The organism is Arthrobacter sp. H14 (assembly GCF_000520495.1).
Taxonomy (GTDB): Bacteria; Actinomycetota; Actinomycetes; order Actinomycetales; family Micrococcaceae; genus Arthrobacter_C.
The window spans coordinates 37,143-52,540 of the sequence record NZ_KI914653.1 but is presented as its reverse complement, the minus strand read 5'-3'; the positions used below and the strand labels follow the sequence as shown (position 1 = coordinate 52,540).

16 protein-coding genes are annotated in these 15,398 nt (G+C 61.6%); 6 read left to right on the top strand and 10 right to left on the bottom strand.

The genetic code is table 11. The annotated features are described in order from the left end of the window. The first annotated feature begins 181 nt into the window (after positions 1–181). On the top strand, positions 182–925 hold the full coding sequence (locus Y707_RS25365) for a gamma-glutamyltransferase (protein ID WP_275451212.1): 744 nt from the start codon (positions 182–184) through the stop codon (positions 923–925). Between the two features lie 64 nt (positions 926–989). Continuing rightward, entirely contained in the window at positions 990–2,345 is a 1,356-nt protein-coding gene (locus tag Y707_RS0111495; RefSeq protein WP_026535199.1) for an MBL fold metallo-hydrolase, read from the top strand. Positions 2,346–2,370: 25 nt separating this feature from the next. Here the strand turns inward: Y707_RS0111495 and Y707_RS0111490 are convergent, their stop codons facing one another. From Y707_RS0111490 to Y707_RS0111480, 3 genes are read right to left on the bottom strand one after another with little or no spacing between them, the layout of a single operon-like run. Then, positions 2,371–2,955 carry a GNAT family N-acetyltransferase gene (locus Y707_RS0111490; protein WP_253905142.1) on the bottom strand — a complete coding sequence of 195 codons (585 nt, stop codon included), beginning with the start codon at positions 2,953–2,955 and terminating at the stop codon, positions 2,371–2,373. Next, positions 2,892–3,305 (bottom strand): VOC family protein, encoded by a 414-nt coding sequence (locus Y707_RS0111485; RefSeq protein ID WP_026535197.1) that lies wholly within the window; start codon positions 3,303–3,305, stop codon positions 2,892–2,894. Before Y707_RS0111485 ends, Y707_RS0111490 begins: the two co-directional genes overlap by 64 nt. Beyond that, entirely contained in the window at positions 3,302–3,586 is a 285-nt protein-coding gene (locus Y707_RS0111480; RefSeq protein ID WP_026535196.1) for an ArsR/SmtB family transcription factor, read from the bottom strand. The genes Y707_RS0111485 and Y707_RS0111480 overlap by 4 nt, the downstream gene beginning before the upstream one ends. 572 nt (positions 3,587–4,158) lie before the next feature. Between Y707_RS0111480 and Y707_RS25360 the strand changes: the two genes are divergently transcribed. From Y707_RS25360 to Y707_RS0111460, 4 genes are all read left to right on the top strand, one after another. After that, positions 4,159–4,398 carry a helix-turn-helix transcriptional regulator gene (locus tag Y707_RS25360; protein ID WP_035781366.1) on the top strand — a complete coding sequence of 80 codons (240 nt, stop codon included), beginning with the start codon at positions 4,159–4,161 and terminating at the stop codon, positions 4,396–4,398. Further along, entirely contained in the window at positions 4,395–5,585 is a 1,191-nt protein-coding gene (locus Y707_RS0111470) for a type II toxin-antitoxin system HipA family toxin (RefSeq protein WP_026535194.1), read from the top strand. Before Y707_RS25360 ends, Y707_RS0111470 begins: the two co-directional genes overlap by 4 nt. Before the next feature lie 65 nt (positions 5,586–5,650). Next, complete coding sequence (locus Y707_RS25355) at positions 5,651–6,742, top strand: hypothetical protein (RefSeq protein ID WP_035781363.1); 1,092 nt, start codon at positions 5,651–5,653, stop codon at positions 6,740–6,742. Between the two features lie 136 nt (positions 6,743–6,878). After that, positions 6,879–7,196: a DUF6457 domain-containing protein gene (locus Y707_RS0111460; protein ID WP_026535193.1), complete on the top strand. Its 318-nt coding sequence runs from the start codon at positions 6,879–6,881 to the stop codon at positions 7,194–7,196. 72 nt (positions 7,197–7,268) lie between these two features. Here the strand turns inward: Y707_RS0111460 and Y707_RS25350 are convergent, their stop codons facing one another. The 7 genes from Y707_RS25350 to Y707_RS31465 form a co-directional block, all read right to left on the bottom strand. After that, complete coding sequence (locus tag Y707_RS25350; protein ID WP_051441899.1) at positions 7,269–9,623, bottom strand: FdhF/YdeP family oxidoreductase; 2,355 nt, start codon at positions 9,621–9,623, stop codon at positions 7,269–7,271. Between the two features lie 200 nt (positions 9,624–9,823). Then, complete coding sequence (locus Y707_RS0111450) at positions 9,824–10,261, bottom strand: hypothetical protein (RefSeq protein ID WP_026535192.1); 438 nt, start codon at positions 10,259–10,261, stop codon at positions 9,824–9,826. 106 nt (positions 10,262–10,367) lie between these two features. Further along, positions 10,368–11,069, bottom strand: a complete 702-nt coding sequence (locus tag Y707_RS0111445; protein ID WP_026535191.1) for a type 1 glutamine amidotransferase domain-containing protein — start codon at positions 11,067–11,069, stop codon at positions 10,368–10,370. A 111-nt stretch (positions 11,070–11,180) separates the two neighbouring features. Further along, a complete protein-coding gene (locus tag Y707_RS0111440) occupies positions 11,181–12,269 on the bottom strand; it encodes an NAD(P)/FAD-dependent oxidoreductase (protein WP_026535190.1) in 1,089 nt (362 codons plus the stop codon). A gap of 171 nt (positions 12,270–12,440) precedes the next feature. After that, positions 12,441–13,214 (bottom strand): sulfite exporter TauE/SafE family protein, encoded by a 774-nt coding sequence (locus tag Y707_RS0111435; protein ID WP_035781360.1) that lies wholly within the window; start codon positions 13,212–13,214, stop codon positions 12,441–12,443. After that, positions 13,211–13,846: a rhodanese-like domain-containing protein gene (locus tag Y707_RS0111430; protein WP_026535188.1), complete on the bottom strand. Its 636-nt coding sequence runs from the start codon at positions 13,844–13,846 to the stop codon at positions 13,211–13,213. Before Y707_RS0111430 ends, Y707_RS0111435 begins: the two co-directional genes overlap by 4 nt. Before the next feature lie 133 nt (positions 13,847–13,979). Then, positions 13,980–15,362 carry an MBL fold metallo-hydrolase gene (locus Y707_RS31465; protein WP_026535187.1) on the bottom strand — a complete coding sequence of 461 codons (1,383 nt, stop codon included), beginning with the start codon at positions 15,360–15,362 and terminating at the stop codon, positions 13,980–13,982. Positions 15,363–15,398 lie beyond the last annotated feature (36 nt).

Below are 15,398 nucleotides of genomic sequence, written 5' to 3'. Positions count from 1 at the left end.
CAGTTCCTTGATGACCTCGATCATCGGTTTGCCGTCGTTGAGCATTTTCTGGCCCTGGCGAACTTTCGCGATGACCTGATCCGGGGTATGTCTACGTGCCATTGTTGTGAATTTCCTCCTGCATCCATTATCGGATGCGAAACTCACATAGTCACCGGGCTCCTACCCGGGGACCCAACCACTGGCCTACGCCGACCGCTACGAATTCGTCGGGGATCCGGAACGGGCCGATGTGCCGACTTCTGAGCTACTCTCAGACGACTACGCGGCGGGTCAGCGCGAACGCATTGACCCGGATAGTGCCGCCAGTTGGCCCATAGAAAGCGGATTGGACCGACAGGCCGCCGACACCACCACTTTCCACATCACTGACGGTTCCGGAGACGCGGCCGCGGTGACCACGAGCTTGGGCGGTCAATTTTTGGTGGTGGGGGATACCGGAATCCATATCAATGAGCGCATGAACTATATGTCCCTGGACGAAGACAACGTCAACGTGGTCGCCCCAGGTGCCACCGTACGGCACACCTCAAACCCTTATATGGTCCTCCGGGACGGGGTCCCGTACTTGATGGGCGGCAATACCGGCATCGATACCCAGCCGCAGGGGCAGTTGCAGCAGTTTATCAACGTGGTGGAGTTTGGCATGTCAGCGCAGGAGGCGGTGGCCCAGGCACGGTTCGTCAGTACAGCGTTCCCGGCATCCAACTATCCGTACGCTGTGGACAATACACTGCAAGTCGAATCCGGCTTTTCGAACAGCGCAGTCAACAGTCTGCGCGACCGCGGCCACAACGTCGTCGTCGGCGCCGGCATCTTCGGAACCGCCAATATGATCGTCGTGACTGAGGACGGTGCCGACGCCCAAGTGGGAGTCGAGCCGCGCAACGAGACGGCGAGCGGCGTGGTCAGACCTATCGATTGACTTCACTGCGACCGAAGGGCTTGAACAAGCGGACAATCCGGTAGATGCTGAAACCGGAGGCGGCATGGAAGTCATTACCATCGATACCCCGCAGTTGGGGGACCACAGTTACCTGGTGCATGACGGCACGTGTGCGCTGGTGATTGATCCGCAACGCGATACCGACCGGCTCGAAGCCGCCGTGCGGGACGCGGGCGTGAAGATTACCCATGTGGCCGAAACCCACATTCACAATGACTACCTCACCGGCGGGCTGATGCTGGCGCAGGCGCATGGCGCGGCCTACCTGGTCAACGCTGCCGATCAGGTTGGTTATGAACGGACGCCCGTCGTCGACGGCGAGATGTTCCAGGTGGGGGCGCTGTCGGTGAAGGCTGTGGCGACGCCCGGGCACACCCACACACATCTGTCCTACGTTGTCAGCGACGGCGACAAGCAGGCAGTTTTCTCCGGCGGGAGCCTGCTGTACGGATCGGTGGGCCGGACGGATCTGCTCGGCCCGGACGATACCGAGACGTTGACCCGGGACCAATACGCGTCGGCACGCCGGCTTGTTGCGGAGGCCTCGGACGACGCCCCGTTGTATCCGACGCACGGTTTCGGTTCTTTCTGCTCCAGCGGACCGGCCTCCGGCGCGGGTACGTCAACTATTGGCGAGCAGGCCCGGAGCAACCACGCGCTGACGGACCCGGATGAGGACCATTTCGTATCTGAACTGATCGCGAACCTAACGGACTATCCCGCTTACTACGCCCACATGAGTCCGTTGAACAGCGATGGCCCCGGCCCCGCGGATCTGACGATGCCCGAATCGGTCGACGCCGGTGAACTCATCCGCCGCCTCGAGGAGGGGGAATGGATCGTCGACCTGCGCAACCGGGTGGCTTTCGCCAGCAACCACCTGGACGGTTCGGTCAGCTTCGAGTACGGAGAAGGTGCCAGCTTCACCGGCTATCTGGGCTGGGTATTGCCGTGGAATGACAAGCTGACGCTGCTCGGTTCGCATGAGGACGTGGCCAACGCCATCCGCGATCTGTCCCGGATCGGCATTGACTCACCCGACACCGCCACCGGTATCGGGCCCGGCGAATGGGCGGCGAAAGCGCCAACTACCGACTACCTGCAAGTCGGATGGGGCGAGGTCCCGCGCGGCAGCACCGGCGACGAAATCATTTTCGATGTGCGGCGCACCGACGAGTTCGAAGCGTCACACATTCAAGGGGCCGTCAACATCCCCGTGCACGATCTGCTTACCCGGATGGACGACGTTCCGCCCGGCCGGCTGTGGGTGCACTGCGCCTCGGGCTATCGGGCCGGTATTGGCGCCAGCTTGCTCCAGCGCGCGGGCAAAGAGGTGGTCCATATCGACGCAAAGTACGACGACGCCGCAGCGGCCGGAATGCCGCTGGTCAAGCCCTAACCACGCAGTAGCTTCCTCAATCTCATTAGCGGAAAGTCCGACTGTGGCGATTTTCCATCAATGGTGGATCGAAAGTCATGTCTTTTTGGATTACGCCATCGTGCTCCCAACCACGACTCGTGTAGAACCGGATGGCGCGATCGTTGTTATGTTCAACCCATAAGAAAGCCCGGCTGTAGCCAAGCTGGACCAATTGATCTTCCGCCGCTTTGATCAGTTCGGTTCCAATTCCTTGTGCCCAAAATTCTGGACGCAGGTTTATCGCATACAGTTTCCCGGTGCCTGGCTCAGCATCTCCGTCCGGAGGACCAACAATGACAAACCCCGCGACTTCACCGCCTGCTTCGGCGAGCAGACACACGAACCCTACTGGGGGCTCTATTATGCGGCTCAGCCAAATTTCGCTCCGATGTTCAACGTCCAACCCGTCAAGAAACTCATCTGTCATCACGCCGCGGTAGGCGGCGCGCCACGCCGCAATGTGAATCTCAGCCAGACGTGGGGCGTCCTGTTCTGCCGGTGGCCTGATAACTACTCGTCGATTCCTCAATGGACGCCGACGTCGTTGGTTTCCGGCTTCTCTTCTATGAGTTGAATGAGATTTCCACACGTGTCATCAAAGACGGCGACGACAGCAGCGCCGATGTCGATCGGCGGCTGCGTGAACACCACGCCCTTGCTTGTCAGCCTTTTGTGCTCGGCCTCAAGGTTTTCGACGGCGAATTGAGCGAGTGGGATGCCGTCTTCGACGAGGGCATCCCGATAGGGCTTGACGGCAGGGTGACCAGCTGGCTCCAGCAACAACTCAGGACCATCCGGGACTTCGGGGGACACGACGGTGAGCCAGAAGTCGTCACCGAGCGGAATGTCATGGTGTTTCCGGAAGCCGAGCACATCGGTGTAGAAGGCAAGGGCTGCTCGCTGGTCATCGACGAACAGGCTCGTCAGGGCAATTTTCATTTTTCGGTCCTCTTTCTGCTGGGCCATCGTCCGGTGATCCCGGAAAGTGGTTCGGGATTGAAGTAGTGGAACTTTGAACGTCCGCGCCGCTCGGTCACGACGAGGCCGGCAGACTCGAGCACGCCGAGGTGCTGCGATATGGCCTGACGGGTGAGGCTGAGCCCATGCCGGATCGCAAGCATCGAACAGATCTCGAACAGAGTCTGGCCATCGCGCACTGACAGTTCATCGAGAACGATGCGCCTGGTCTCGTCGTCGAGAGCTCTGAAGACATCGACCATGGATACACTATAGGCAAGTAACTGCTTGCATATCAACAGGTAGATGGAAACGAACCGAAGCTGTCACATGGTTAAGGGATCTGCGTGCAGAAGTTCAAAAGCCGCCCGTTCCAGCTGCCCGTGGCGGACTCTGGGTCCGCGCCGACGGTTTGGAGATCCACCTCGGAATTGAGGAAGATTTCCGGCCCCAGAAGAAGGCCCATCCTGGGATCCGGGTCCAAGACATCGACGCACTGGCCCGACGGGTAGAAGCTCATGGATATAGGCCTGACTGGGACGACAACTTTCCGGGAATGCGCCGGTTCTACTTGTGGGACAACAATGGCAATCGACTCGAATTTCTCTCGCCCCAAGCCCGCGATTAGGGGCGAGCCTGTCCGGTTACCAATGTTTAAATCGGTACGATCGTGCCGATCCGCAACTGAGTCGCCGCTTGGCGGGTCATTTATCGACTTCGCATTGCAGTAACGGTACGAGCGTACCGCTTTTTCTGCAAACATCCTTGTCTTCGTGCGACTTTGCCCACATAATGGGAAAACCGGTACGTTCGTGCCGGACACGGGGAGGTGCGGATGTCTACGGAGCTCGTGCAGGTACTGGCTGAAGCGGTGCGCTCACGGCGTGAATCATTGCGCCTGACTCAGACGGATGTGGCCGATCTTGCTGGCGTGTCAGAACGCTTTGTTCGCTTTCTGGAGCATGGAAAACCAACCGTTCAATTGGATTCAGTTTTAGCAGTACTCGATACGCTTGGGCTGGATCTGCGCCTCGAACGCAAATCAGGCGTTCAGCATACCGATGAGACGCGATGAACGTTAGTCGCGCCGCCGATGTGTACAAGCAGGGCATCCTTGCAGCCCGGATGGAACGCCATGAAAGTGGCACCAGATTTAGTTATCTGACTGACTATGGCGCTTCGGGTAAACCAGCCGTGGCAGCAACGCTTCCGGTATCGGAGACTCCGATTGACTCCGCAAGCGGGGCCGTACCTGCCTTCTTCGCGGGTCTCCTGCCGGAAGGCCGGAGACTCAACGCATTACGAAAGGCCGTAAAGACGTCGGCCGACGACGAGCTCTCGCTGCTTCTCGCCGTCGGAGGGGACCCCGTGGGCGATGTGCAAATTGTTCCCCAAGGCGAGGCACCCGCCGATGCTGCTGCCGCCGTCGTACTTGATCCCAAGGCGCCGGTTTCCTTTGCGGAGATGCTTCAATCCACCGGCATCGATCCAACGTCACTGGCAGGGGTTCAGGATAAGTTCTCGGCAGGGATGATTTCGCTGCCGGTTGAGCAAAGTGGGCGGCGTTTCATCCTGAAGTTGAATACTCCGGAATATCCGCGTGTGGTGGAGAACGAGTTCCTGATGTACTCATACGCGCGCAAGCTGAGAATTCCCGTCAGTGGGGTCAAGCTGGTGCACGACGTGGCAGGGCAGCCGGCGCTGCTCGTGGACCGGTTCGACCGGGTCGCTGACGACGACGGCTCGTTGATCCGACTGGCAGTTGAAGACGCGGCGCAGGTCTTAGGACTTTACCCGGCGGACAAATACAACATCTCCTACAGTGCTGCGTGCAGAGCCTTGGTTCAGCATTGCAATGCACCGCTGCCGGCGCTGCGCAATCTGGCGATCCAAGCCGCCTTCGCCTGGCTGACCGGCAATGGCGACCTGCATGCCAAGAACATTTCCGTGCTGCAGGACAGATTTGGGGAAACCGTGATTGCGCCGGTGTATGACATTCCTTCGACCGTTGCGTATGGCGACAAGACGCTGGCGCTTACCCTCAAGGGCAAGACGTCCGGGATTTCACGCAAACACTTCCTCAGCTGGACTGACGACGTCGGCCTGCCTCAGCGTGCGGCCGAGCGTTGCGTGGATACCGCACTGAACGCGACGCGGTCGCTGGTTGATGATCTCGAGTCGGGTGCGTCGCCGTTTCCTGCCCAGCAGAGCCGGGCGTGGATCAAGGAGCTCAAGCACCGCCGCCGCTTGATCGAGGGGTAGCGGCGCTACATCGCATATGTTTGGTGTAGGTAGCTTTTCGCTGCACTCTGGCTCAAGCTTGACTGGTGTCTGATGATAGTTCCGCCGCCAACGCAGCCCGCGCCTTTGATGGTGACACTCCGAAACTCGTTCTCGGCGTCGTGGTCTCTCCACAACTGGCCCCTTCTGTTCGTCAGGAAATTGTTGACGGTATCCCGGACCTGCTTAACAGCCGGATACCTGGAGTCGATTGGCAGGTAATCATCGTCGAGGACCGGCTGGTGGATCCACCGGTTGACCAACTCGAGCTCCTGGAGGCGGCACGGGACCGGATGCTCGATGAGGATTGGGATCTGGCTGTTGTACTGACAGATGTCCTGCTGAAGCATCACAAGAAAACCGTGCTCACGCAGGTGAGCCCGGTTCACGGAGTAGGCGTGGTGTCAGTTCCGGCTCTGGGTGCCGTCCGGGTCCGCGAAAAGGTGCGCGGATCCACTGTGAAGGTGATTGGTGCCCTTCTGGGCTACAACCCGGATGAACCGGACAGCCAAGTGGACCTTACCCGGTCGGCACAGCAACGGTCGGCAGACTTAGCCGACCGGATGGAGGAGAACGCGGCGCAGTTCACCGCCAGGGTGATCGGCGGAAACTTGCATCTCCTGTTGGGATTGATCAGGGCAAACCGTCCATGGATGCTGGCCGTGACTCTGTCGCGTGCGCTCACGGCAGCGGCTGCCACGGCCGTGATCGCACTGGTGACTTCGGATCTGTGGCTGCTGGCGACAGCGTATGGAACGTTCCGGCTAACGACACTTGGTCTGCTGGCGGTGGGTACGGTGAGCATGACACTGGTCGTTGGCGCAGGGCTGTGGGAGCGTCCACGACGCCGGCCCGAACGCCAGCAGGTGATCCTCTTTAACCTGGCCACGACCACGACCGTCGTACTCGGCATGTTAACCTTCTATGCTGCTCTGTTCATTCTTTCCCTGCTCGCAGCGCTTCTGTTGGTCGACGCCGAAGTGTTCGCCGGCGTCGTCAATAGCCGCGTTGGAATGCTGGAGTACGTCAAACTGGCGCTGCTCACCACGGCTTTGGCCACGGTTGGCGGTGCTCTCGGTGCTGGCCTGGAGGATGACGCGGTCGTCCGGGCCGCTGCGTTCACCCGCCGGGAGACTTAGGCGCCGGAGTAGCGGCCGGAAACCACGTAGCTGGCGAATCACCGCCGGCGGAACTGGTATCCATTGTGGAATGCGGCCGGTGGTGCTATCCCTTGAGAGGAAGCCCGTCCCAGTTCCCCGTAGTGAAGGAAAAGTGATGACCTACAGCGACGACGAAGAGCGCACGTTGATCGAATGGAGCATGCGGATCACCCAGGCTCTCCAACTTCTCGACTTGAAGATGGATCAGAAGAAGATCCTCGAGGTGGCGGAGAAGTCGTCGCAGTCCGTGAGTAAGTCCGCAGGTCCGATTAGCACCTTCGCGGTGGGCTATGCGGCCGGGCTTGCGGCCAGGAACGGCAGGAAGTCCGGTGATGATGCCGCCCGATCCGCAGCCGACGTCGTTCTGGACTTGGTCGACGGTGGAGCGGGGGGCGGGCCGGACCGCGAAGGCTGGACGGGCACGGCTCAATAAGGAATCCGATCAGGCAGCAGAAAACGCGGCTGCGGCTCCGGATTCTTGAAGCCACGGTCGCGCTTTCTGGTCTTAGGCCGGGGCGGGAACGTCAGCCCCGGCGTCCTGCGGTGTCATGCTGTCGTCGTCGTCCGGCTGTGTGGGTTCAAGCCGCACAATGACGGCCTTGGAGACGGGAGTGTTGCTGCCTTCGGCCAGATGTCCCAGCGGAACCAGAACATTCGCTTCCGGATAGTATGCCGCTGCGCAACCACGCGCGGTCGGGTACGAGACGATCCTGAACTTTCGCAGGATCCGTTCAGCGCCGTCGTTGTACTCTCCATGGACATTTACCAGCTGGCCGTCCTCGATGCCGAGTTCGGCGAGGTCCTCTGGGTTCACGAACACGACATGGCGGCCGTTCCTGATGCCGCGGTAGCGGTCGTTGTGCCCGTATATGGTGGTGTTGAACTGGTCGTGCGAGCGCAATGTCTGCAGGATCAGGGTTCCCGAGGGCCGTTCGACGTGCTGCAGTTCATTCACCGTCAGCATCGCCCTGCCGGTGGGGGTGTTGAACGTCCGTGAGTCCCGGGGACCGTTTGGCAGGACGAATCCACCCTCCTGTCGGATCTTCTCGTTGTAGCTTTCGCAGCCGCCGACCACGTGGGAGATGTGCTCGCGGATGACGTCATAGTTCCGTTCGAAGCCGGTCCAGTCCACGTTCACCTTGTCGCCCAGCACGGCACGCGCGAGGCGGGTAACGATGGAAACTTCCGAGAGCAGGTTCGGCGCGACCGGTTCCACTTTGCCCCAGGATGGATGCACGGCGCAGACTGTATCCTCCACCGAAACGAACTGCTCTCCGGTCGCCTGGATGTCGATTTCCGTGCGTCCCATGGTGGGCAGGATCAACGCTTCCTTGCCGATTACGGCGTGGGACCGGTTCAGTTTGGTGGAGACCTGCACGGTCATGTCGGCGCTCTGCATGGCAATTTCGGTGGCATTGGTGTCCGAGACGGCGGCCACCAGGTTTCCGCCGACTGCCATGAAGAACTTGATGTCGCCGTCGCGCAGTTTTTCAATGGTTTGGACCGCGTCGGTGCCGTGAGCGCGCGGCGGGTTGAAGCCGAACTCTTTCTCGATCGAGTCCAGGAAGGCCGGAGGCATTTGCTCCCAGATTCCCATGGTGCGGTCGCCCTGGACGTTGCTGTGGCCGCGGATGGGGGACGCGCCGGCGCCGGGTTTGCCGATGTTGCCGCGCAGCAGCAGGAGGTTGATGATCTCCTTGATGGTGGCGACACCCTTGGTCTGCTGAGTGAGGCCCATCGCCCAGCAGATGATGACCTTCTCGGCCTTCATGTAGCGGTTGGCGAGCTCGTCGATTTCCTCGGTGCGCAGGCCCGTCGCTTCCAACACGGCCTGCTCGTCCAGATCGGCGAGGTGGGCACGCAGCTCCTCCAGACCCTGGCAGTGCCGCTCGAGGAACGCATGATCAAGGACCGATCCCGGGTTCTTCGCTTCGGCGTCGAGCACGCGCTTGGACAGGGCCTGCAGCAGCGCCATGTCGCCACTGAGCCGGATCTGCAGGAACTGATCGGCCATCTCCGTGCCGTTTCCAACAACTCCACTGACGCGCTGCGGGTTCTTATACCGCTTCAGACCGGCTTCCGGCATCGGATTGACTGCGACGATCTGGGCGCCTTTATGCTTCGCATCCTCGAGGGCGGTGAGCATCCGCGGGTGGTTGGTGCCCGGGTTCTGGCCCATGATGATGGTCAGGTCGGCCATCTCGAAGTCTTTATACGTGACGGTGGCCTTGCCGATGCCGATGGTCTGGCCCATCGCCCAGCCGGAGGATTCGTGACACATGTTGGAACAATCCGGCAGGTTGTTGGTGCCGTAAGCGCGGACGAACAGCTGGTAGGCAAAGGCGGCCTCGTTCGAGGTGCGGCCGCTGGTGTAAAAGGCGGCTTCGTCAGGGGAGGCCAGGCTGTTCAGCTTCTTCGTGATGATGGAGAACGCATCTTCCCAGCTGACCGGCTTGTAGCGGTCTTCGCCGGCCGGCTTGTATACCGGCTCTGTAAGACGGCCCTGCATACCCATCCAATACTCCGAATGCTTCAGCAGATCCGTGATGGAATGTTCCGCCCAGAAATCAGAAGAAATGACGACGGGCGTCGCTTCCCAGGTGACCGCCTTCGCCCCATTTTCGCAGAACTCGAAGGTCTTGCGGTGGTCCGGGTCCGGCCACGCGCAGCTCATGCAGTCGAAGCCGTCTTTCTGGTTCAGCGAGAGGAGTGTTTTCGCAGTCCGCTCGGCGCCCATATGCTTTACGGCAGGCTGCATCGAGTAATAAACGCCTGGAATACCCGCGGCCCAATCTTTCGGCTTATCGACCTCGAGTTCGTTCTCGTCGACTTCTTCCACCGTGGGTTCATTGCGAGTCATTGTTGCGGGTCCCTTCGCTCACCTGTGCCTGTACTGAAGGCGTGCTCGTCCTGGAACGAGGCGCATAGTTAAGGCCTAGCAGTAAAGGCACGGCGCCGCAATGGAACCGCGGTGACGGAGATGGAATTTTTGTCCCGGATATGGGTGTGGCACCCGTCCCGGTCTGGGATGGGTGCCACACTTGTTCCTGGAGGGCTTGGTTAGAGCAGTCCGCCCAGCAGGCCCTCGTTGTCGTAGCCGCTGTCAGTGCTACTGACATTGGTGCTTTCGGCCGAAGCATCGGCGTCGACATTGCTGCCGGCGTCAGAATCGGCGTCAACATTGCTGTCCACATCAGGATTGGCGTCAACATCGGCGTCGTTTCCGCTGGCGATGCCGTTCAGGTTGTCGGACACGTCGGCGTCGATTCCGCTGAGCACGTTGTTGTTGCTCGCGATGTCGCCGGTGTCGACCGTGTCGTTGAGGATGTTGCCCAGCGACAGGTTCCCGCTGTCATCGACGCGGTTGTCGGACACCTCAGTGGTGGCTCCATCGATATTGGTATCGGTGGTGTCGGCGCTGGCCATGCCGGCGCCTCCGACGAGCATGAGACCGCTGACGGTGGTGACGGCCAAGGACTTGGTGAAGATGTTCTGCATAATGTTGCCTCCATAATTTCCTGTTGGGGGTGAAGGACATTAGTGCTTCGGGACGGGCCCCGTTACCGGATTGGTATGGATTGAAATTCTTTTTTTGGCGCCGGTTTTACTCGGTGAGTGCGCCGATAACTTCTTTGGCGACGTCCTCACTGGACTGCGGGTTCTGGCCGCTGATCAGGTTTCCGTCGCGGACCACGTAGCTGGACCAGTTGGGACCGACTTCGACGACGGCGCCCTTCTCCCGCAGCGCGGTTTCCACCAGCCATGGCGTGTTTTCGCCGGTGCCGCCGCCCAGTTCTTCTTCATTGGTGAAGACCGTGACCTGGCGGCCTTCGAACCGGAACTTGCCATCGGCGTCGACGGCGCTGAGCAGGGCCGCCGGGCCGTGGCAGAACGGCGCAATAAACTTCCCCGCCTGATCGGTTTCAATCAGAATCCGTCCCAGGTCCGCGTCCTCAAATAGATCCGCCATCGGGCCATGTCCACCGGGAATTACGACGGCGGCGTAGTCGGCTGCCGAGACATCGGCCAGTTTGAGGGGAGCAGACAGTTCGTCGTCGATTCCGGCGATGTACTCCCGGAAGTCGTTGGCCTTTTCCTCGCTGCCCGCTGCTCCGGGATCAAGACTGACCTGGTCAACGGTCGGCTTCACGCCGCCGGGAGTGGCGATGTCCACGGTGTGGCCGGCATTGCGTAGTTCGCGGTGGGATGCGACGAGTTCCTCGGCCCAGTAGCCGGTCGGATGCTCGCTGCCGTCCTTCATGGTGAGCGAATCAGCGGCCGAGACGACCATCAAGATCTTAGCCATAGTGTTTCTCCTGCTCTGGCGGCCATTCCGGGCCGCCGGTAGGGAAGCGGAAGCTGTAGGCTCCGCGGGCTTTCCCTTCAAGAACGGATTAGCGGAGAATCATATTCCGTATTAGCGTCCAAGTTGGGATTCCGGTTTGAGATCTTCGGAGAGCCCGCCGCCGGTGGCAGCTGCGGCGAGTGCTTCTCCAAGGGCCGGCGCCTGCTTGAACAAATTGTGGCCGGCAACGGCGGTCAAACCGTCCTGTGACCAGACCCCGACGCCGTCTTCGCCTGAAGGAAGCAGGGTGACCCAGCAGTGCACATAGTCGACGGGATCCGGGTCGAGGCCGGGAAGAGCCCGTTCAACATAGGCGGCGGTCCGGTCAGCCAATTCGGCGAGGGCGGAGGGGTCGGCCATGCTGCCGTCGTCGAGCACATCGACAGTCTCGCTCAGGCCCACCGAGTAGTACCGGTTATCAGGATTGGGGGCGGCGTAGACGCCGGTTTCGCCGAAGGCCCCGCTGCTGTCCTGGAAGGTGGGCAGTCCCGCAGGAACGTTTTCACGCAGCTGGAAGGTGGCGCGGACATGTGCCGCACGGTCCACCGGGATGGTCAGTCCTGCGCCTCGGGCCAGTGCCGCTGTTCCGCGCCCGGCGCACAACACAACATGGTCGAATTCGTCACAACGGGTGCCGGTGCGCAGTTCCATTGTTCCTGCTGGCGTCCGGCGGACGGAGAGCACGTGATCGGTAACCAGCTTCTCCTGCAAACGGCTGGATAACGCCTCGATTGCCGAAAGCGTGCGGATCGCACCGCCGTCGACGTCGAACATGGCAGGGTCCGAATAATCGGCAAGGATGGGCAGAACGTCATGGAGTTCAAGCGGGTCCAGGATGCGCGCTGAAATGTCGTCGAACTGTGCCAACGTCTCCAGCTTGTTCCCCACAGTTTGGCCAATCGCCACGGCGCCGTCGGGGGATATCAATTCGATTCCCCAGTCCTGTTCCCACTCCCGCCACAGCGCGCGGCTGCTCCGGACAAAGTTCACGAGCCGCGGATCGTTGTGGGCATGCCGGAAGATCCTCGACTGCCCGACGGACTGGCCGCTGCCGGGAGGAGCGGCGTCATACAGAGTGATGTCGACGCCGCGCTGCTTCAGGGCATACGCCGTCGATAATCCGACGATTCCGGCACCGACTACAGCTACCTCACCGTTCACTTGCGGGTCCGTTAGTCAGCATGCTTCATAGTAGGGAGCCGGACGGATTCTGCGCAACAACCAGAGCGCACCCGATCAGTTACTTCATCTCCGACTGGAAATGGTAGTGCACCACCGGAGGTTTGAGTTTTGATACCCCGGAGCGGTGGGGCAGGCATTGATGGGACCTCTCTATGAACCGATGATAGCCGCGAGGGTGGTGGCTGCGACTACGGCGGCGACGGCGAACACGAGAACGGCGAATGTGGTGCGGATGTGTTTGCCGTTGAGTTTGTGGGCGAGGCGGGACGCGGCGAGTGAGCCGGCGATGGCCGGTATTGTGAAGGCCAGTGTTGGGGCCCAGTCGATGGTGAAGCCGGTGGCGTGGGCGCTGAATCCTGCTGCTGAGTTGATCGCAATGATCACCAGGGATGTACCCACCGCCTGTGACATGGATAGGCCGAGAAACAGCGTCAGTGCCGGAACTATGAGGAAGCCGCCGCCGACGCCGAGCAGTCCGGTGAGGAAGCCGATCCCCAGCCCGACGGCGATTGCCTTGGGCAGGCAGGGGCGCAGGAAGGATCCTTCACCGGTGCCGCAGCGTCCGGCTTTCTCTGGTGTTTCGGCGAGCATCCGTGCTCCGGCGGCGACCATGATGACGGCGAATGCCAGCATTAGGATGTCCTCATTGAGCAGGCGGCCGACGGCGGTCCCAGCCCAGGCGGCCGGGATTCCGGCCGCTCCCACGAGCAACGCTATGGGCCATTTGATTCCCCTGCGGATACGGGGGATGACGGCGGCTATGGATGAGAGCCCGACGACGAGTAGCGAGGTGGGGATCGCGTCGTGGGTGCTCATTCCCACTCCGTAGACCAGGGCGGGCACTGCGATGATGGAACCGCCGGCTCCGACCAGGCCCAGGACCACTCCGACGAGCAGTCCAAGGACCAGGGCGGCGGTAATCATGAGGCTGTTTCCTCCTGGGCCGGTACCGGTACCGATTCCGGTGTGCGGGAGGGCAGTTGCAGGATTGCTGCTTCGCGGGTGGGTTCATCCGCAGTGCGGTACCAGGGCATTGCAGCCAGTGCTTTGCCCATGGCGCAGGTGTTGGTTGCTGCTGAGAAGGTCAGGCCGGCGCCGATGGCTCCGGCGAGGGCGCGGAACTTCGGCGAGAGGAACTTACCGCCCGCGAGTCCGGCGACGACGAAGGAGCCTGCGACCATACGGACTTGGCGTTCCAGGTCCCAGCGTTGTGCCCCGCGGACGACGTCGCCGCCGGCGGCCGCGTAGGCGGGAACGCCTCCGGTAAGTACGTAAGCGGTTTCCACGCCGGCGCCGCTAAGGCGTTGCCGTGCCTGTTCAGCACGCGTTCCGGATTGGCAGACCAAGACTGTTTGCCTGCCGAGCCGCCCGGCCAGCTCCTCTGCGTGTTCGGCGAGCAGTGGCAGCGGCACGTTGTAAGAGCCGCGGATATGCAGGGTTTCGAATTCCGCTCCACTGCGTACGTCCAGGACGATCAGGTCATCGTGAGAGTCGATCCAGGACTGCAGCGTTGTCGGATCAACGGAATCGATTTTGGATTGTGTTGAAGAAGTCATATTTTCCTTTGATGCTCATACTGTCCCCGCCGCCGTCGGGCCGGCGGCTGTTATTAGGGATGGGAATGTGCCTGTTCAGGGCTCGTCGATGGGCCGGTTTTCGGCGCTCCTCTTCAGGTGTTATGCCGTGTTTTTAGGTGTTGGTGGGTTCATTGGCCGCTGCCCAGGCGCCGTAGCCGCCGGCCAGGTCGCTGACATTGGTGTGGCCGAGGGCGCGCAGGGTGCTCGCGCCGACGCTGGAGCGCCATCCACCGGCGCAGTGGACCATAACGGGCCGGTCCTGCGGGACTTCCTCGTGGCGCCGGGCGAGTTCGGCCAGCGGGATGCGCAGGGAGCCGGGCACGGCCCCGTCTTCAACTTCACCGGGATTGCGCACATCAAGGACGGTAGCGCTGTTGTCGGTGCGTGCCTGGTCGAAGGTTTCGACGTCGACACGGGGGCCCTGCTGGACGATGCCGCCGAGTTCGGCGAAAGCCCGTGCCGGTGTATCGAGGTAGCCGGTGACCCGGTCGAACCCGATCCGGCTCAGCCGCATGGCGGCCTCTTCCTCGCGTGCCGGGTCCGCGATGATCACGATCTCATCCTCGGCGGCGATGATCATCCCGGCGGTTTCGGCGAAACGGCCGTCGATGCCGACGTTCAGGGACCCGGCGAGGTGGCCTTCGGCGAAGTCCTCCGGTGAGCGGGTGTCGAGGATGCGGGCGCCGCGGACGGCCGCATCCTGCAGCTCCCGCACGTTCAGGGCATGAAGGTCACCGGACGCGCCGGCCAAGGCACGGTCCTTGCGGTTCAACACCGCGTCGGCCGCGAAGTATTCGGGGATGGCCGGTTGCCCGCTGCGGACCATGGTCACGAATTTGTCTTCGCTCATGGGTTGGACGGAGAGGTTCATCATCCGCTGCGCCCCGATCGTGGATTCGAGTTCATCCGAGAGGTTCTTGCCGCAGGCGGAGCCGGCGCCGTGGGCGGGCAGGACACGGACTTCGGCGGGCAGGTTCATCAGCACATTGTGGATGGAGGCGTAGAGGGCACGGGCGAGTTCGTCCGGGTCGGCGCCGACGGCGGCAGCCAGGTCGGGCCGGCCGACGTCGCCAATGAACAGCGCGTCGCCGGTCAACACGGCCTCAGGTGTGGCGTCGCCGGCGTGTTCGCGTACGAGGATGCTGATGGACTCCCAGGTGTGTCCGGGGGTTTCCAGGATCTCCAGCTCCACCTCCCCGAGAGAGACCTTTTCGCCGTGGCTGTAGGTGCGGATCTGGTATTCGGTCTCGGCCCGGCGGCCGTATCCGATCCACGCTCCGGTTGCGGCGGCGAGCTCGAGGTGGCCGGCGACGAAGTCGGCGTGGAAGTGGGTGTTGATCACCCCGGTGATGGCCAGGTGGTTCGCCGCCGCGTCGGCGAGGTATTCAGCGATGTCGCGGCGCGGATCAACGAGGACGGCCTGGCCGGTCGTTTCATCACCAATCAGGTAGGAGCCGTGGGACAGGCATCCGAGGTAGTACTGCTTTAAGATCATTTTTCTTCCTCCAAATAGTTGTCCTCGATGGGAACG